We start from the raw sequence: 17463 nt of genomic DNA, 5'->3' as shown, positions 1-17463 counted from the left end.
AAGATGGTGACAGGATAAAGTTTTAAGGAAATTCAATGATCCCTGAAGTTGGACATTATGCATTAATATTGGGATTTGCTTTCGCGCTGTTGGGAGGAACGGTTCCAGTTGTCGGTTTGATCAAAAAGGATTCATACCTTACTCGCTATGCATGGCCATTAAGTTATGGCGCTTTTATTTTTATCTCGGTCGCTATTATTCTGTTGGGATACAGCTTTGCTGCCGATGATTTTTCTGTGGCTTATATTGCTCATCACTCCAATAGTCAGTTACCGCTGTTTTTTAAAATAGCTGCTGTTTGGGGCGGCCATGAAGGCTCATTCTTGTTCTGGCTGTTTTCGCTCTCAGGCTGGGCAGCGGCGGTTGCCTATTGTTCACGCCGGCGAGACGAAGCATTTATTGCCAGAGTATTAGTTACGCTGGCTATTCTGACGGCGGTATTTAGCCTGTTTCTGCTGCTTGTATCGAATCCTTTCTTGCGCCTTCTGCCAGCTCCTCTGGAAGGGCGAGACTTAAATCCGATGTTGCAGGATATCGGCCTAATCTTCCACCCGCCGATGTTATACCTTGGGTACGTAGGGTTTGCAGTTAGCTTTGCATTTGCCATTGCGGCATTAACGACCAAGAATAAAGTGATCCCATGGGCACGCTGGAGCCGACCATGGACAGTCGCCTCATGGGTCTTTCTGACTGGTGGTATCGCATTGGGTTCCTGGTGGGCCTATTACGAACTGGGTTGGGGCGGCTGGTGGTTTTGGGATCCGGTTGAAAATGCTTCCTTGATGCCTTGGCTGACAGGAACCGCCCTGATGCACTCGCTGATCATTACCGAATACCGGAAAGCGTTGAGTAACTGGACGCTGTTACTGGCTATTTTCACTTTCTCTCTGAGTTTGCTCGGTACTTTTATTGTGCGCTCAGGCGTGTTGACCTCGGTTCATGCCTTTGCCGTGGATCCTACTCGCGGGGTTACACTGCTGGCCATACTCGGGGTACTGCTTATTATCTCGCTCGTATTGTTTGCACTGAATGCCGAACGACATAGCCGTCCGGTAACGTTCGGCTTCTTGTCAAAAGAAGCGACGTTTTTGGCCGGTAACAGCTTGCTGGCCGTTGCGACGCTGACAATTCTGCTTGGCACCTTTTACCCGATGGTTTTCCAGGCATTGGACTTAGGCAATATCTCAGTTGGTGCACCCTACTTTAACGCCTTGTTTGTACCGCTTAGCTTCTTGTTTTTCATCTTTATGGGATTCGGCGTGTTGATCCGCTGGCATCGCGTGTCGACAGATGATCTTATTACCCGAACACTGGCACCGATGTCCGTCTCTATTGTGCTTGGCGTGGCATTGTCTGTGTGGTTTGAGCGCGGGATCAATTTAGTTGTCTGTTTGTCATTCATTTCTGCAATTTGGATATCACTCACGGCAATACAGGCTTTCTATCTGAGGCATAGAGCGCTTCGCGAGCGACAGTTGGGGCATGCGCCACTGAGGCTGATAGCCATGGTGATAGCGCATTGCGGTGTAGCCGTGACGATTATCGGGGCGGCGCTGGTCAGCTATTACTCAGTGGAAACCAGTAACAAGATGGGGCCTGGGGATGTGCTGAATCTGAGTGGCTATCAGTTTGTCTATCGTGAGACCGAGCTGCTCATTGGTCCAAACTATACCGCTGAGCAGGCCAACATTGAGGTCAGTAAGGACGGACAATTCGAAGCTATGATTAAGCCGCAGCGTCGTCATTATACTGTCCGTACCATGAACATGAGCGAGCCGGGGATCAAGTGGTATTGGCAGGGCGATATATACATTACCCTGGCCGAGAAGCTGAACCGGACCGATTATGCGGTGAGGATCCAGTATAAGCCCTTTGTTCGCTGGCTCTGGATCGGAAGTATGATGATGATGCTGGGCGGTGCACTGGCTGTGTTAGCGAGACTCAGGGTCAAAGCTCTGTACTCACGTGAGAGCAAGGCATTCACGCCGACGACGATTATGATGTGGAAACAGTAAGGAGAGAACAATGAAGATTTCCCGTTTTATTCCTTTGATTCTCGTCCTGTTGGCAGGGGCTATCATTGCCTTTGCGATGCGCGCTGACAATTCCGCAACGACGTCACCATTGCAGGGCAGGTCAGTGCCTGAATTTAGCCTTACCGCGCTTGATAATGAACAATTCACCCTGACTCAAACCTCACTGACAGGACAGGTTCGGCTGCTGAATGTATGGGCTTCCTGGTGTGGTATCTGTAAGTCAGAACATCCATTTTTACTCGAGCTGGCTCAGGAGGATAAAATGAGCGTTATTGGCCTGAACTATCGAGATGATCGTCAGGCTGCGCTGAATGAACTATCACAGTCGGGCAATCCGTATCAGTCGGTGATCTTTGATCCTAAAGGGAGTCTGGCAATCGACCTGGGGGTCTATGGTACGCCTGAAAGCTATTTGGTTGATCGTAATGGTGTGATCCGTCATCGCTATGTCGGCGCGCTTAACCGAAAAATATGGGAGCAGGAGTTTGTCCCTGTGCTTAGGCAGTTAGAGGAGGGGAAAAATGGTTAAGTTTAGCGGGGATTTAAAACGAGTGTTACTGGCGATGTTCTTTTGTATCGCTGGGCTTACAGGTTCGCTGATGGCTTATGCACAAACAGCGCAAGTGTTTGTGGCTGCCGATACTGAGCTTGTCGAGTCGGTAGAAACTTTCCAATTTCGTTCAATTGTCGACCAAAATAGAGCTATAGCCTTATCAAAGGGCTTGCGCTGCCCACAGTGCCAGAACCAGAATCTGATTGAGTCAAATTCACCTGTTGCCAAAGATCTGAGGCTGAAGGTCTACCAGATGGTTGATGACGGTAAGTCGGATCAAGAAATTGTTGAATACATGACAAGCCGGTTTGGTGACTTTGTCTTGTATAAGCCTAAGTTATCGGCCAGCACATATTTATTATGGGGCGGACCAATACTGTTATTCATATTGTTTGGTAGTGTGGCTTATTATTCTATTCGAAAACAAGCTCGATGATTTTATAAATTTAATTGGAGATTATATTTATAAATATGTGATATCCGCCCGTGTGGTTTTTTAAAAAGATGAGCAAGCGCTCATCTTTTTTATCCTTAATAGGTATTGACCTTAATTACCTCAATCAATTCCCTCTAATAATATTTTTTATATATCAAATTACCTATAAGAATAAGTCATTAATTATATAGATGGGTGTGCGTATTATTGCGTGGTTAGTATTCTTTACAGCAAAGTGTTTCTCTATTGAAACATGTGCTTGATCATAAAATCGATTCAACAGTGTTCATATCGTTAAGCCTTTACTATTATTGAGGTAAGACAATAAGAACCCCTATCGTTAAAAGAGGCATTTTTACAGTTATTAATAGGCTATGGAGGGCTGCAATGTGATAACAGGTAAAAAATTTCTGCTGATAGATGACTCTAGCACAGCAATTTCATTGATAAGATCTATGTTAAATAGTGCAGGAATTAGCAATGATAATATCGATAGCACGACAGATAGCCTAAAAGCCATTCGTTTATTAGCCAGTCATAGTTATGATATTGTCATCAGTGATTATAATATGCGTCATCATATTGACGGTGGGCTTATTTTCGATGAGGTGAAGCAGCGTAAGTTATTACCGAGTGATGGCGTCTTTATATGTGTAACGGGAGATAACACCGAGCAAGTTGTTTCTCATTTTATAGAGCTAGAACCTGACGACTATTTAATAAAGCCATTTTGTGGAGCTGTATTTGTTGAGCGAATAGAAAAAGTTCTGGAAAGAAAGTCTGCGCTGTTTCCTTTATTGATGGCCGTTGATAACAAAGAGTTTCAGACTGCAATCGGCCTTTGTCAGCGATATAAAAAGAACTTCCCGGCGTATTCTGGATACATAGACAGAATAAACGGTGACTGTTTACTTCGCTCAGAGCGCCATCAGGAAGCAAAACAATTCTATGAAGAAGCATGTAAGCATACCGATCACTTATGGCCGAGAGTCGGTTTCGGGCAGGCACTTAAAGAGCTTGGCGACCTAAAAGCGGCAGAAGCCGTTTTTCAGGAAATCCTCGATAAATACCCAAAGCAACCCCTGGCGAGAAAGCATCTGGCCGGTTGTTTGATGGCCTCTGATCGAGTGCCGGAAGCTTTGGAGCAATTTAATATTTTGCACAAGGTGAATTCGGCCAACCCGCTACGTGAACTCATCATTGCCAACCTCTATGCTTCCCTGCAACAGCATGAGAAAGCCGCAATCGGCTATCAGCGTTATACCAGTAAGGTGATAGGGACGAGTCGCTTTAGCTACGGGATCAACCTGAATGTCGCTGTTTCTCTGATGCTCGCCAGTATCTATGTTGAGGATAATGCCGAGAGTGCAGAACTGGTTAAAGAGGCCAGGCATAACATCTTTGAGCATAAAGTGAGTGGAGATACAGACAAAGAGCGCTATGAAAGTGAGATGGGGGCCTTGGTCGGCGTAGCGATACTTGCCTGTCTGCATGGTGAAATTGAAGACTGCTTTACTATCGTTAGCAAAATTAACATTCATGATAAGCCCATCGATGACTACTACACGGTACTGAATATCGCCCGCTTATACGGCTTTTGTGGTATGCCGGATAAGTATGAAAAGACAATGCAGGTTGCAAGGGACTTGTGTGGCAATGCCGATGATGCGGCCTTGATTCAAAGTCAGGTAAAGCTGCTGGAAGCCTGCCATTCAGAAATAAATCATCGGCTGAGTGAAGGTGGCAAATTAGTTGAACAAGCTTTTGAGAAGCGAAACAATAATCAGGCAACACTGGCTATTGAGGATGCATACCGGGCATTTCAGATGGTGCCGTTTCACTATAAGCTGTGCTTTTTGATACTTGAGCTTACTGCGCTGTCGACGCCTTCTTTCTTAGGTCTGAAAGAGGTTAGAGGTGTCATTGAATCCTGTCATTGGGTCTATCAGAATGATACGCGCCCAAGTGAAAGTGAAGCCAAAAGAGCCAGAGAACTCTATAAATTAGCCATGAAGCGGGTAGGATGTTTGACTAGGGTTCCGGCTGCTTGATTTTTTCTATATGTGTTCCTGACGGTCTGCCGCTGGAGCTGTATGAGGGATGAGACGAGCGTGCGTGAGCGCAACATATTGTCGAATAAAGCTATTTATACATTCTCAACATAATTCTCTAAAACTTAGCGAAATGCAGGCCTTTGTGATGCTGTAAGGTATTCATCATCCATTAGGCTTTACATAAAGCCTGGTGAGAAGAGGATGGCGGCGTGAAAATTGCTTTTTTTGGTGAATGTATGATTGAGTTGAGTGGCCTGCCGCTGCAGCGGACATTTGGTGGCGATACACTCAATACAGCGCTGTATTTATCTCGGTTGGGAGCCTCACGGGGGCTGACGGTTAGCTATGCAACGGCGCTAGGGACCGACAATATCAGCCAGGATATGCTCGTGGCTTGGCATGCTGAAGGCATTGAGACCCATATGGTGAAAAAGCTCGAGAACAAGTTGCCTGGTATTTATCTCGTCGAGACAGAACCTAATGGTGAACGTCATTTTCATTACTGGCGTAATGACAGTGCAGCGAAGTTCTATTTCTCTGAGCTGTGGTCGCCTCTAGAGCAGGCTATCGATAACCATCGCTTTGATGCTCTGTACATTAGCGGTGTTAGCTTGGCAATTTTGGCCGAAGAAGCGAAAGCGGTATTAATCACCTTGTTAGAGAAACATAAAGCCAATGGCGGTATGATATTGTTTGATAACAATTTTCGCCCTCAACTTTGGACATCGAAACAAGCCCAGTACTGGTATTCGCAGGCTTTGCCCTTTGCTGACATTGTTTTGCTTACTGAACAGGATGAATATGCGGTGTGGGGCAAAAGTGATATTGTGAAGCGGTGTCAGGACTTCGGCTGCCCTGAAGTTGTTATTAAGCGAGGCTGCGAGCCGTGCAAAATCGTATCTGGTCTGCAGAGTGATTACGCTGATACCGTTTATGTGACTGCAAATAGGGTTGAAAACGTGGTAGACACTTGTGCTGCTGGTGACTCTTTTGCAGCAGGGTATCTGGCAGGGCGTCTGAGCGGTAGCTCAGAGGCTGCCGCTGCTGAGCTTGGCCACTGTCTGGCATCTATTGTCATTCAATATCCGGGGGCAATCATTCCGTCTGAAGCAATGAAAGAATTAATATAGATAAAAGGAACAAGGTTTAATGTCTCAACAACTGATTGAAAAGTTAAAAGGATTCAAAGTCATTCCGGTGATTCAAATTAACAATGTTGAGCAAGCTGTACCGTTGGCTAAAACGCTGGTGGAAAATGGCCTGCCTGTTGCTGAGGTAACCTTTCGCACCGAGGCGGCAGAAGACGCTATTCGCTTGATGCGTGATGCTTATCCCTCAATGTGTATCGGGGCAGGGACAGTATTAAACGCCGCTCAAGTTGATCGCGCCAAAGCTGCGGGTGCTGAGTTTATCGTCGCGCCTGGCTTGAACCCAAATACAGTACGTTATTGCCAGGAACAAAACATTGCTATGGTACCGGGGGTGAACAACCCGAGCCAAGTTGAGCAGGCATTAGAGCTAGGCCTGACTTTCTTGAAGTTCTTTCCGGCCGAGGCATCTGGCGGGATTAATATGATTAAGTCACTGCTTGCACCATATGTTGATGTTGCCTTTATGCCAACAGGCGGTATTGGCAAGGCAAATGTGAACGATTATTTAGCGATTGATCGTGTTCATTGTTGCGGCGGTACCTGGATGGTAGCACCTGCACTGATTGAGGCAGGTGATTGGGACGAAATCGGGCGGTTGGTTCGAGAAGCTATTGAACTGGTGAATTCGTAATTCTTTTTCTTGGGGTAGTTTGGGTATAAGGCCACTTACAATGTGAGTGGCTTTGTTGTGTTGGGAAACAGAGTCAATTGTTGAGTAAGCATTCGTTGTCGCATAAATAAGGCTGAACAAGAGAAAATACCGAGCTACACTGTATTGCTTGATTTAAAAAGTTGTTTTGTAGCTGGTTATGAAGACTAATGATTCCATGGTTGTAAAAAATCAGGATAGAATAAAGGCTAATAATTAGGCGGCAAGCTTACGGAAATAGAGCAATTGCGCACAATTCAAGCAAGCGATCTGGATTCTGACATTTTGTTATTGACTCATTGGGAGCAATCCGTAGAATGCACCCCATACCGCAGCGGGGAGACTTGTTAAGCGGTTTGTCGAAAGACAGTTGGCGCGTTGGCAGAGTGGCTATGCAGCGGATTGCAAATCCGTGGACCTCGGTTCGACTCCGGGACGCGCCTCCATTTGCGACACTAGCTCAGCTGGTAGAGCGCAACCTTGCCAAGGTTGAGGTCACGAGTTCGAACCTCGTGTGTCGCTCCAAATTTTGTGATATTGACCAAGTCAGTATCAAGATGGTGTCTAACCGCTTTTTTATAAAGCACATTGGTTAGGAGCATCGCAATACAGAATTGCGTGCCCTGGTGGTGGAATTGGTAGACACAAGGGATTTAAAATCCCTCGACGTTCGCGTTGTGCCGGTTCAAGTCCGGCCCGGGGCACCATCTCATTAAAAGGCTTACCGAAAGGTAAGCCTTTTTTCGTTGTGTCTGAAAATACACCCTCATTGATCACTGTTAGTTTTATGTATAAGGTTAAATTAATCAGAAGACTGTAACTATTTCATAGGCAAGGATACGCGATGAAATTGAACTGTGACATGGGAGAGAGTTTCGGTGCCTGGCAAATGGGTAATGACCATGCGGTTATGCCCTGGATTGATCAGGCAAATATTGCCTGTGGGTTCCATGCTTCCGATCCGGATGTGATGGGACAAACTGTCAAATGGGCGGTTGCCCGTCAGGTTGAAATTGGTGCTCACCCCGGTTATGACGACAAGATTGGCTTTGGTCGTCGTAGCATCCCTCATGCCCTCGACGCCATCACTCGGCTAGTTGCCTATCAGGCCGGCGCATTGGAGGCGATTTGCCAGCTTCACAATACCCATATTTCCTATATTAAGCCTCATGGCGCACTGTATAACGATATGATGGCGAATGATGGTATTTTCGAAGCCATCGTTTGTGCGGTCGCAGGTCTTAATCAACATCGGGCTATCAAGCTTAAGCTGATGATCCTGGCCCGGCCTGATAATACTCACTACCAGAAGATTGCCGAGCGTTATGATGTCGAGTTGTTATTAGAGGCGTTTGCCGATCGAGCCTATGACGATACGGGAAGTTTGGTGCCGCGCTCGAACCCGGAGGCGGTTCATCACGATGCCACTAAGATCAAGCAGCAGGTGATAGAGCTGGCAGATGGCAGGGTCACAACGTTATCTGGTAATACACTGACATTTCACGCAGATTCCGTGTGTGTTCACGGCGACAATGATGAATCTATTGCGACAATAGCAGCCTTGCACAAGGTGCTGAACCCATGATGCGCATCGAGCCAGTGTCGGAAACCAGCCTGATTGTGTATCTGGGGGAGCGAATTGATACGCAGCTGACTCAGCGTATTGGGCTGTTGGCGAAATACCTCAAGGACACTTTTCCGAAAGCCTTAATTGAAGTGATTCCTTCCTATACGTCGCTGTTTGTTCAGTACCATCCTCGCTTGGTTACCTATAGTGCGCTTTACAAAGCGATTACGCATTATGCACCGCAGCTATCTCAGAGGCCTTCAGAGGAACATTCAGGTAAGCTGATCACATTACCGGTTTATTATCACCATGAAGTTGGCCCGGATCTGGTTTCACTTGCCGAATTGCACGGTTTAACCACCGAACAAGTTATTGCATACCACAGTGAACGAACCTATACCGTGTGTGCGATTGGTTTCGCGCCGGGTTTTGCTTTCCTGGCATCGGTTGATGAGCAGATCGTCACGCCGCGTCATGCCGAGCCTCGCCTGAAGATCCCAGCCGGCAGTGTTGGCATTGCCAATGAACAAACTGCTGTGTATCCGGCTGACTCCCCCGGGGGCTGGCAGATCATCGGTAATTGCCCAATGCCGCTGTATTCGCCTCAGCAAGATCCGATGTCGCCTTTTGAAGTCGGAGATAGGGTCAGATTCGAGTCGATAGGAAGAGAGCAGTTTTTACAGCAAGGAGGAAGCGTTTGGCCTCATTGGAAGTAATCCATCCCGGAATGCTAACGCTGCTTCAGGATGTTGGGCGGCTGGGTGTGGGTGAACAAGGATTAAGTCAGGGCGGAGCCGTCGACTTGCATGCCTATTGCTGGGCTAACTACCTTGTCGGTAATGCCATGGACTGCTCTCAGCTTGAGATTACACTCGGGCAGGCATGCCTCAAAGCCCAAGGCGATATGATTTGTGCCCTGACCGGAGCTGATATGGAGGCGACACTGGATGGTAAGCCGATCGCATTGTGGCAGAGCTTTTTGGTCAAAGATGGCCAGGAGATAAAGTTTGCCTACCCACGTTCCGGCGTGCGTACCTATCTTGCTGTAAAAGGTGGCTTTAAGGTCCCAGCCGTCTTTGGTAGCGTCTCGACGGTGGTGCGCAATGAAATGGGAGGTATACAGGCTGGTAGAGCGCTGCAAAAAGAGGATTCGCTACCTGTCGAAAGCACAGTAGATACCGACAGTTTTGAACCTCGATTGACACCGAGTCGCTATATACCTGACTATTCTGCTCCAATTTACTTACGGGTCATAGAGTCGTATCAGTGCAACCGTTTTTCTGCCGAATCAAAGCAGCAGTTTTACCAGGGCATATATACAGTGACTCAGCAGACGGATAGGATGGGATGCAGGCTCGAAGGACCGGCAGTAGCTGGAGACATCGGCGGTATTATTTCTGAAGCTATTGCCTATGGGGCGATTCAGATCCCGCCGAATGGCCAGCCCATAGTATTGCTCAATGATCGCCAGACATTGGGTGGCTACCCTAAACTGGGATGTATTGCTCGCGTGGATATGCCCAGATTGGCACAGGCGATGCCTGGAACTGCTGTTCGTTTTTGCATTGGTGATCTGGAGCTGCTGCAGCAAGGATGGCAGGACTTTTCATTATTTTTCGGTCTGCCTATCTAGGCGTTTTCAAGGAGTAGGCATGTATATATTCGGTTATGGCAGTTTAATTAACTATCACTCACGTTCGTTAACCAGCCAGACCGGGAAGGCGGTGCCAGCAACAGTGAACGGTTTGCAGCGTCACTGGGGTAAAGTTGACGGCAGCTACAGGATATCGCCATTGGTTGCTATGCTTGGTGAAGGCCATTGCAACGGTGTGCTGGTGAAAATTGGTGAGAATTCTCTGGCAGAGTTTGATCGCAGAGAAAAAGGTTACCGCCGTATCGAGCTGGATCCTGCTGATGTTGCAGCAAGCCATGTTGTTGAGAACCAGAAGATAGTTATTAATGAACCCATCTGGGCTTATGTCAGGGCGAATCCCCAGCCGCCTTGTGAAGTCCAGCCGATTATGCAGACCTATGTTGATACTGTTCTGGCAGGCTGCCTGTCCATTTCAGAGCAGTTTGCCAAAACATTTGTCGAAACAACTAAGGGGTGGCATCATCCGTTTGAAAATGATCGTCAGCAACCTAAGTATGGCAATCTGGCTGGCGTGCTCGATGAGCACTTGATGCTGATTGATCAGCTGATTGCGGATGTTCGTCACCCCACTTAATCACAACTTTACTGAAGCTATGGCAAAACCCAATAAGAAAGGACCGACCAAAACCGTTGATGTGTTTTGTGCCGGTTGTAAAACTCAGTTATTCAAATACCGTAAAGGCGGCAAGGGAGCGCTGGTTAAGTGCTTTAAAGAGCGGATCAGTAAGGATTACACCCAACAGCCCTGCATTTGCCCGAAATGTCAGGGAATCTTTGCCAGAGATACATTGGTGCGGGGAGCACCAGCATATAAAATCATTGGTGGTAAGGTCACCATGAAGTAATTATTGGCGGGGTGATGTTATATCACTGCCTGCTGTCTTTATTGATGTAGTCTTGGGGCACTGAATATTACTGTGCACGATCGTTGCTTTCAGGTCGAGTAGCTTACGCTTGTAGGTTGCCTTTACCAGTTGATAGTCGATATCAGGTGCAAACCACATCACGAGTTTGCGATCGCTCTTACGTACCTGTTCGACCCTGAAGGTATTCAGGCGGCCATATCGGGTGTCAATTTTCTCTTGACGCTTCACTTCAAAATAGTAGTGATCAACGTCCTCGGTATCTTGTAACTTGAAATCAAATGTCTTTTTTCCATTAATCAGGTTGAGTCTGATTTGGGTACCGACTGCATCACCATCCCGTATCGGAATGTCCGCGCTGCTGAAACGCCGAGTCTTGCCATTCTTGCGTACTGAAGAATTAAGCCCGTCGTGGCTAAAGGTTGCGGACGTGTTGCCCGACATTAGCCCGGTAATGTTGCGAGTAAACGACTGGGTTAGAAACGATCCTTGCTTATCTGACCAATAGACAACGCTGTTTTGCCTGAGTTTGCTTTTGGTGACCAGTACATTCACTTTGCTGTATGAACGAATGGTGACCTTGTCGCCCTGCCAGCTCAGTGTTCGTGAAAGCTGGCCAATCTTATGGCCACTGAAAAACAAGTCGTAGGTCAGAGCCTTGGTGCATTGGTGGAATGTTTGCGACGGAATAGCAAAAAGAGACGATGAGTACAGTAGGATGCCTAGCCATAACATAATCAATAAAGACTGCCTTTTCACTCGACCTCCAATAAACCGATACTATTTTGCACTATATCTAAAAACGTTAGCAGGGGCTGTAGGATTACGCAAAAGAGCAGTAGGTAGGATAGTAAAGTCGATAACAAAAGCAGGCCAGTAATAGCCTGCTGTACATCAATATAAAGAGGATTTATTTCAGTAATCGCTTGAGGATTTTGCCTGTCGCTGTCATTGGCAGCTCGCTGACAACTTCCACTTGCCGCGGATATTTGAAGTCTGCCAGGCGTTCACGCCCCCAGGCAACAAATGCCTTACTGTTGGTTGTGGAATCTTCTTTGGGTACGATAAACGCTTTGACTTCTTCGCCATAGGTTTTATGGGGAACACCAATCACGGCCACTAGGTGAACGTCTGGGTGGGTCATAAAAGTTTCTTCGATATCGCGAGGGTAGATGTTGTAACCGCCCCGAATAATTACCTCTTTCAGACGATCGACAACAAAGACATAACCGTCTTCGTCGAAACGGACGATATCACCGGTGTGTAACCAGCCGTTGACGATGGTTTTCGTGGTTTCCTCTGGTTTTTTGTAGTAGCCCTTCATGACGTTATGGCCGCGGATCAGCAGTTCACCTTCTTTACCTTGGGGAACGTCATTTCCGTCACGGTCAACGACCTTCATGGTCACTCCCGGCAGCGGTTGGCCGATGCTGCCTGGTTTGCGTTCATATTCCAGGTGGTTGAAAGCAGCAACTGGCGATGATTCGGATAAGCCATAGCCCTCGATAACCGGCACATTCAGCTTGGCCTCAAATTGCTTCAGAATCTCAACCGGCATTGATGCCCCGCCGGAAATCGCCACTTTCAGGTTGTCGGCAATCTCTATTAGATAGTCACCGCCATGTTTTTCGGCAAAAGCCAGCAAGCCGATAAACATAGTCGGGACACCGGCTAAGTGGGTGACTTTGTGCTTGTGCATCTGCTGCAGCACGGTTTTCGGGACAAAGCGGGGGATCAGGACCAGAGCACTGGCTGTCAGAATCGAGGTATTCATGATCAGAGACTGACCAAAGGTGTGGAACAATGGCAAGATAGCAATGCTGACATCGGTTCCTTTTTGGTTGGTCAGGGCCTGGCACGCCTGAGCATTGCAAAGCATGTTACTCTGACTCAACTCGGCACCTTTAGCTCGTCCGGTTGTGCCTGAGGTGTATAGGATGACACAGGTATCCTCGGCAGTACGGTACACCGCATCGAATGATGTTTCCGTTGACTGCAGCCACTGATTGAAGCGGTGGGCATCCTCGGGAAGGGCGATATCCTCACCCTCTGATTCAATCAGAATATAGTGCCGACAGCTATCTGTTTGGCTGTAGCCTTCATAGCAATACTCACCGCAAGGCATTGCATTGTTACCCTGAAAGCTAATGATTGCCACGGCGTCTGAGTCATCGAGGTGGTAGGCTACTTCAGGGCCTTTTAGCATCACGTTTAACGGAACGGTGATAGCCCCTACTTTTTGAATCGCGTAGTAGCCGATGACAAAAGCCGGTGTGTTCGGACAAGAAATAGCCACTTTGTCATCGGGCTTGATACCAAGTTTTACCAACTGGTTGGCGACCTGGTTGACCATGGTATTGAGTTGACGATAGCAGATTGCCTCATCATGAAAAATGAGCGCAGTGTTACTGCCCCGGAAGGTAGCATTGCGTTCAAGGTTGGTCGCAAGGTTATACATAGTTATGTGTTCTTATATTGGTTCAGCAATGGCTGGCATAAACGGTAACGAAACGGCGTTATTGAATATTACACGAAGTCATTCTTTTTGGCCTTACCCGGTTATAGTGAATCGCGTATATAAAGTTTCAGGTTTACTATTATGCTACCAGTTCTTAGTGAGTATTGTACTGGTCGAATCGAGAGCAATAAAAAAGATGAAACTTTTCTTTCAATATAATTCAATAATTATTAAAGACTTACTGTGAGCAGCACAATATTAGCCACAAACCCGTACAGGGAGAAAATAGTAACTGTTTGAATTGGCAGTATTTTTAATAAAGCGTTATAGCTGCAAATTGTGACCGTTTGATGTCGAAAATTTGACGATTTACAGACTCACTCCTATTTTTAGTTGGGTTTAACTGAGAGAGGTTAGGTGTGATGAAAAAAATGAATTCGGCATATCGATTACAGGTCATCAAAGAGGTGGCAACAAGAAAGCGATTGGTGGAGCGGGGAGACCCGATGGCTTGTCATATCTCTCAGTTACTGGAGCACCGTAGTCAAGAACCACCAATAGCGGAAAAAAACTTTAATGGTTGCCATTATGATGCGCAGATAGGAGGCTGGGTCAGTAATTTATGGGATGCCAATAAATAGTTAACACGGTAAAAGGAGCCGGTTGATGGGCGGTGTAGTACATTGTTTCCGGTTCCTCTGATAGCCACTCTGCAGCAATCAAATTTAGTCTGAAAACCATTTCAATACTGGAACAAAATGATCGACTAAGGTACATTGCCCCGTCAATGTTTTGTTAGGTCGACGAATGAACTACGTAGAGTTAGACAGCTATTCCCGCAAGTGGATCTTTACCCACGCCTCTATGCCTGTCGAGGCAACTGATTTAGAGCAAATTAAACCTTTCACTCAGGCTCGATCAGCTCAAATTTGGCGCGAGCATATTAGCAGCCAGAGTCCGGATGCCGATCATTTTGAGAAAGACGACTGGGCACATAATCAGAAAATTTGGTCTGAAGCTATAGACTGGCAGCATGCCTGGGATAGTGACGACATTGACCTTCCGCCAGAAGTGATGGAATTCATTAACTGGGAAGATAATACCACTGTCTTTTTCTGCTACGAAAAGTACAACGTTATTGAGACCAAGTGGGGAGTCTTCAAGCGTAACTGGAAAAATTTCTTGTTCTTTGACGACGGCCCGATTTTGATCGGACGCAAGAAGCCTCAGGCGCTCTGGTTCCAGTCTAACGGGACATTCAAATGTGCCAAGCGTAGCTAGCTTGATGAACATAATCAGTGCCGCTTAAATAGAAGTGGCACTGTTGTATATTGCTCACTGGTGATGCCGTTGCCATCCACTAGTCATTAGTTCTTCCTGAACTGATTAAATTCGATGATCCGTCCCTTGCCTGACAGTTTGGCACTATACATGGCTTTGTCGGCCCGCCGTAAAATATCATCTACATCTTGAGACTCACCAGGGTAAACATAGTAGCAGCCTATACTGGCACCGATGTTGAGCTGTGTTTTCTTCCCCAGACTAATCGGCTCCATAATTCTGGCCAAAATACGCTTGCACGTGAAGGATATATCATCCCGACTGGCTACCGGGTTGATAATGGTAACAAACTCATCACCAGCAAGGCGGGCGACCATATCACTCTTTCGAACTGTTCTGAGTAACCGCTCAGCGATGATCTTGAGGACTTTATCACCGGCACTGTGACCATAAGTGTCATTGACCGTTTTAAAGTCATCCAAGTCAATAAATAACACGGTAAATACAGAGCTTTTTGATTTTTGCTTACTGAGCACCTGCACCAGTTCTTGATGCAGTTTGCTCCGGTTGGCCAGGTTGGTTAGTGGATCATGGGTGGCGAGGTGCTCAAGCCGCCGCATTTTTTTCATCGAACGAAGATCTGACGCTATCACCACGGTTTGAAACTCATCGCTATGGCTTATTTGAATCCTGTTAATGCGAAGGAACAAAGGGATAAAAGAGCCGTCTTTGCATACCGGAGTCATTTCCCCATGCCAGTGGTTGGTCTTTTTAAGCGCCTGACGGATAGCGAGTTCGACTTTGCTGTCTTTCCCCAGATCGAACAGGATATGGAAGTGCCTGCCAATAGCCTCGTCTGGATGATAACCAAGGAACCGACTGAATGCCGGATTGACCATGTTTATGATTCCCGAGTCGTTGAGTAGCATGATAGCGTCCTGGCTGCTGTCGAAGACCTGGGCCGCCATTTTCTGTTGCTGCTCGGCCTGCTGCCTTTTTGTGACATCTTCAATGGCGAACAGTGTCTGTCTTCGATGTTCTAATGGTCTGCTAACGATTAGATAAGTACGCGATTGCCCTGATAATGTTACCCCCTTCATGATGTCGTGGTCGAATTGCTGCTGGTCGTTAAGGACAGCTTCGAGTTGCTGATTGAAGATATCGGGCTGTTCGGTAAGCAATACGTCAGTCAGGCCAAGGCCTTTTACTTTATCGGCAGAAAGTCCGAGAACAGATAAGCTGGCATCATTTGCCAAAGTGATGGTGCCTGATTGATTAACCACTAGCAATGCATGCTGCACTGTTTCGATGACATCATCAGCAAAGGCTTTTTCTTCGCTCAGCTGATTTAAAGTGGCGTGAATTTTCGCATCTCGCTCATTAAGCTTTTTCTGCATGCTGTTGAAACAACTCACCAGCTCGCCGACTTCATCATAGGTTTGTGTTTCTGGGGTGATTGGGCTTGGGCTTTCGTCTTTGATAATACGATTAACAGCAAGATTCAGTTGGGAGATAGGGCGAATAACCCATGCCTGTACGCGATTAATGATGTAAGCAGTCAGGGCAATGATGGCGAGTAGCAACATAAAGCTGACTTGGAAATGGGTAATGCGCATCTCTTGCAAGGTCTTTAATGATACACCGATATGCATGTGGGCGATTGGTTCGTTATCCAACATGACGGGAACAGTTAAATAAAGCATTTCGGGGCCAAAATGATAGCTTTGTTTGGCAACATCATGTTGCTCTTCTTGTGTAGGAGAGATGAACTCGATATCCGGGTTGATGTATTGAACAAACAGGCTGTGATCCGGGTGCTCAAGCCGGACTCTGGCGACGAGCGGGGCGGCTTTGAAAGCCGACAGGATTTCAGTACCATCAAGGTGGTCATTAAATAAAACCGCGGCTGTCAGGTTCATTCCTACACCGTTAGCAAGTACTTGCGTTTGGCTAAGCAGGTTCTCTTTCTCGATCTTCAAAAAGGTTTGATAAGTGATGAATTGCAAGCCAATGAAAGCCAGGACGATAAAGCCCATGACCGGTATCGATAAGCGCTGGCTAAGGGGGAGACGAGAGATAAGTTTACTCAAGGGCGCCTCCTTTCTGTCGGGTAGGAGGCAGGGCAATCCGTAGCAAGCGGGAGCTGATTGTCAGCTCTCCTTTTGTCACGTTGTCTATCGCAATAGCTGGCTTTATTCGATTATTGACCGCGCGAAGCTCTATCATCCCACCTCGCTGGAGGAAACGCTTACCGTCACTGACTGTCAGTACACCAGTCAATTGCGGAATCGCCTTCAGTTTCTGCAGCGTGTCTTGTGGGATATACAGCACTTCGCAGTTGGTGCTGGCTTGGCTTAAGGAAGTGATTGAGGTGACGGTTGCTGAGCGATTGGGTGGGGTTTTCCGAAAGAGAACCTGTTTGAGCGTGAGTGTTGCGGTATCACTACCCAGGCTGCAGTAGCGAATACGCTCTGGAAGCGGCTCGGGCCATCGAACAAAATTGGCGAAGTGGTACAGATAGAGGGCTTTAACTTCATGAGGGGGGTAACTACTGTTACTCTGCGCGTTGGAATCAGCCTGGACATAAGGGGCAAATAACAGGCTAACAACAAGGAAGAGCAAGCAAAGTTGCCTTGCAATTAACGGCTGCCAGTTACAGGTGGCTGCCAGTCGGTTGTGATACAACATTGGAATAAATCCGATACTCACAGTCACCGTTCCAAAGGTTATATTGGCAAGAGTAACAATTACAAATTAAACG

The 17463-nt window shown here is 47.0% G+C and carries 17 protein-coding genes and 3 tRNA genes; 16 read left to right on the top strand and 4 right to left on the bottom strand.

Annotated elements, in window-relative coordinates:
• The first annotated feature begins 35 nt into the window (after positions 1 to 35).
• The 14 genes from L4D19_RS11100 (at position 36) to L4D19_RS11035 (ending at position 10945) form a co-directional block, all read left to right on the top strand.
• On the top strand, positions 36 to 2015 hold the full coding sequence (locus L4D19_RS11100) for a heme lyase CcmF/NrfE family subunit (RefSeq protein ID WP_428452520.1): 1980 nt from the start codon (positions 36 to 38) through the stop codon (positions 2013 to 2015).
• Positions 2016 to 2025: 10 nt separating this feature from the next.
• Positions 2026 to 2565: a DsbE family thiol:disulfide interchange protein gene (locus L4D19_RS11095; RefSeq protein ID WP_428452519.1), complete on the top strand. Its 540-nt coding sequence runs from the start codon at positions 2026 to 2028 to the stop codon at positions 2563 to 2565.
• A complete protein-coding gene (nrfF, locus tag L4D19_RS11090; RefSeq protein ID WP_428452518.1) occupies positions 2558 to 3025 on the top strand; it encodes a heme lyase NrfEFG subunit NrfF in 468 nt (155 codons plus the stop codon). The genes L4D19_RS11095 and nrfF overlap by 8 nt, the downstream gene beginning before the upstream one ends.
• Positions 3026 to 3399: 374 nt before the next feature.
• Positions 3400 to 5076, top strand: a complete 1677-nt coding sequence (locus L4D19_RS11085; protein WP_428452517.1) for a response regulator — start codon at positions 3400 to 3402, stop codon at positions 5074 to 5076.
• A gap of 212 nt (positions 5077 to 5288) precedes the next feature.
• A complete protein-coding gene (locus tag L4D19_RS11080; RefSeq protein WP_428452516.1) occupies positions 5289 to 6209 on the top strand; it encodes a sugar kinase in 921 nt (306 codons plus the stop codon).
• 19 nt (positions 6210 to 6228) lie between these two features.
• Entirely contained in the window at positions 6229 to 6861 is a 633-nt protein-coding gene (locus tag L4D19_RS11075) for a bifunctional 4-hydroxy-2-oxoglutarate aldolase/2-dehydro-3-deoxy-phosphogluconate aldolase (RefSeq protein ID WP_428452515.1), read from the top strand.
• Between the two features lie 390 nt (positions 6862 to 7251).
• Positions 7252 to 7325 (top strand) — tRNA-Cys (locus L4D19_RS11070).
• Between the two features lie 3 nt (positions 7326 to 7328).
• A tRNA-Gly gene (locus L4D19_RS11065) sits at positions 7329 to 7404 on the top strand.
• Between the two features lie 95 nt (positions 7405 to 7499).
• Positions 7500 to 7586 (top strand) — tRNA-Leu (locus tag L4D19_RS11060).
• A 137-nt stretch (positions 7587 to 7723) separates the two neighbouring features.
• Positions 7724 to 8464: a 5-oxoprolinase subunit PxpA gene (locus L4D19_RS11055; protein WP_428452514.1), complete on the top strand. Its 741-nt coding sequence runs from the start codon at positions 7724 to 7726 to the stop codon at positions 8462 to 8464.
• Entirely contained in the window at positions 8461 to 9162 is a 702-nt protein-coding gene (gene pxpB, locus L4D19_RS11050) for a 5-oxoprolinase subunit PxpB (protein ID WP_428452513.1), read from the top strand. Before L4D19_RS11055 ends, pxpB begins: the two co-directional genes overlap by 4 nt.
• Positions 9144 to 10079: a 5-oxoprolinase subunit C family protein gene (locus L4D19_RS11045; RefSeq protein ID WP_428452512.1), complete on the top strand. Its 936-nt coding sequence runs from the start codon at positions 9144 to 9146 to the stop codon at positions 10077 to 10079. Before pxpB ends, L4D19_RS11045 begins: the two co-directional genes overlap by 19 nt.
• A 19-nt stretch (positions 10080 to 10098) precedes the next feature.
• Positions 10099 to 10674, top strand: coding sequence for a gamma-glutamylcyclotransferase family protein (locus tag L4D19_RS11040; protein WP_428452511.1), 576 nt, complete (start codon positions 10099 to 10101; stop codon positions 10672 to 10674).
• A gap of 19 nt (positions 10675 to 10693) precedes the next feature.
• Complete coding sequence (locus tag L4D19_RS11035; protein WP_428452649.1) at positions 10694 to 10945, top strand: hypothetical protein; 252 nt, start codon at positions 10694 to 10696, stop codon at positions 10943 to 10945.
• Here the strand turns inward: L4D19_RS11035 and L4D19_RS11030 are convergent, their stop codons facing one another.
• The gene (locus tag L4D19_RS11030; protein ID WP_428452510.1) at positions 10946 to 11722 is read right to left on the bottom strand and encodes a DUF3108 domain-containing protein; all 777 of its coding nucleotides are present in this window, start codon (positions 11720 to 11722) and stop codon (positions 10946 to 10948) included.
• A 151-nt stretch (positions 11723 to 11873) separates the two neighbouring features.
• Complete coding sequence (locus L4D19_RS11025) at positions 11874 to 13421, bottom strand: long-chain-fatty-acid--CoA ligase (protein WP_428452509.1); 1548 nt, start codon at positions 13419 to 13421, stop codon at positions 11874 to 11876.
• Between the two features lie 422 nt (positions 13422 to 13843).
• Between L4D19_RS11025 and L4D19_RS11020 the strand changes: the two genes are divergently transcribed.
• Entirely contained in the window at positions 13844 to 14062 is a 219-nt protein-coding gene (locus L4D19_RS11020) for a hypothetical protein (protein WP_428452508.1), read from the top strand.
• Positions 14063 to 14228: 166 nt separating this feature from the next.
• Positions 14229 to 14702: a DUF2947 domain-containing protein gene (locus L4D19_RS11015; RefSeq protein WP_428452507.1), complete on the top strand. Its 474-nt coding sequence runs from the start codon at positions 14229 to 14231 to the stop codon at positions 14700 to 14702.
• 86 nt (positions 14703 to 14788) lie between these two features.
• Here L4D19_RS11015 and L4D19_RS11010 read toward each other — a convergent pair whose 3' ends face one another.
• Positions 14789 to 16792, bottom strand: a complete 2004-nt coding sequence (locus L4D19_RS11010; RefSeq protein WP_428452506.1) for a diguanylate cyclase domain-containing protein — start codon at positions 16790 to 16792, stop codon at positions 14789 to 14791.
• The gene (locus tag L4D19_RS11005) at positions 16785 to 17411 is read right to left on the bottom strand and encodes a YfiR family protein (RefSeq protein WP_428452505.1); all 627 of its coding nucleotides are present in this window, start codon (positions 17409 to 17411) and stop codon (positions 16785 to 16787) included. The genes L4D19_RS11010 and L4D19_RS11005 overlap by 8 nt, the downstream gene beginning before the upstream one ends.
• Positions 17412 to 17463: the final 52 nt, after the last annotated feature.

It is taken from the genome of Photobacterium kasasachensis, assembly GCF_050336885.1.
Lineage (GTDB): Bacteria > Pseudomonadota > Gammaproteobacteria > Enterobacterales > Vibrionaceae > Photobacterium > Photobacterium kasasachensis.
The sequence above is the reverse complement of the archived record's forward strand: the minus strand, read 5'-3'. Positions and strand labels throughout refer to the sequence as shown.

Bases quoted from the DNA above. Each gene is read 5' to 3' on its own strand.
- L4D19_RS11100 (WP_428452520.1), top strand. From the start codon at position 36: ATGATCCCTGAAGTTGGACATTATGCATTAATATTGGGATTTGCTTTC.
- L4D19_RS11095 (WP_428452519.1), top strand. From the start codon at position 2,026: ATGAAGATTTCCCGTTTTATTCCTTTGATTCTCGTCCTGTTGGCAGGG.
- nrfF (WP_428452518.1), top strand. From the start codon at position 2,558: ATGGTTAAGTTTAGCGGGGATTTAAAACGAGTGTTACTGGCGATGTTC.
- L4D19_RS11085 (WP_428452517.1), top strand. From the start codon at position 3,400: ATGGAGGGCTGCAATGTGATAACAGGTAAAAAATTTCTGCTGATAGAT.
- L4D19_RS11075 (WP_428452515.1), top strand. From the start codon at position 6,229: ATGTCTCAACAACTGATTGAAAAGTTAAAAGGATTCAAAGTCATTCCG.
- L4D19_RS11055 (WP_428452514.1), top strand. From the start codon at position 7,724: ATGAAATTGAACTGTGACATGGGAGAGAGTTTCGGTGCCTGGCAAATG.
- pxpB (WP_428452513.1), top strand. From the start codon at position 8,461: ATGATGCGCATCGAGCCAGTGTCGGAAACCAGCCTGATTGTGTATCTG.
- L4D19_RS11040 (WP_428452511.1), top strand. From the start codon at position 10,099: ATGTATATATTCGGTTATGGCAGTTTAATTAACTATCACTCACGTTCG.
- L4D19_RS11035 (WP_428452649.1), top strand. From the start codon at position 10,694: ATGGCAAAACCCAATAAGAAAGGACCGACCAAAACCGTTGATGTGTTT.
- L4D19_RS11025 (WP_428452509.1), bottom strand. From the start codon at position 13,421: ATGTATAACCTTGCGACCAACCTTGAACGCAATGCTACCTTCCGGGGC.
- L4D19_RS11020 (WP_428452508.1), top strand. From the start codon at position 13,844: ATGAAAAAAATGAATTCGGCATATCGATTACAGGTCATCAAAGAGGTG.
- L4D19_RS11015 (WP_428452507.1), top strand. From the start codon at position 14,229: ATGAACTACGTAGAGTTAGACAGCTATTCCCGCAAGTGGATCTTTACC.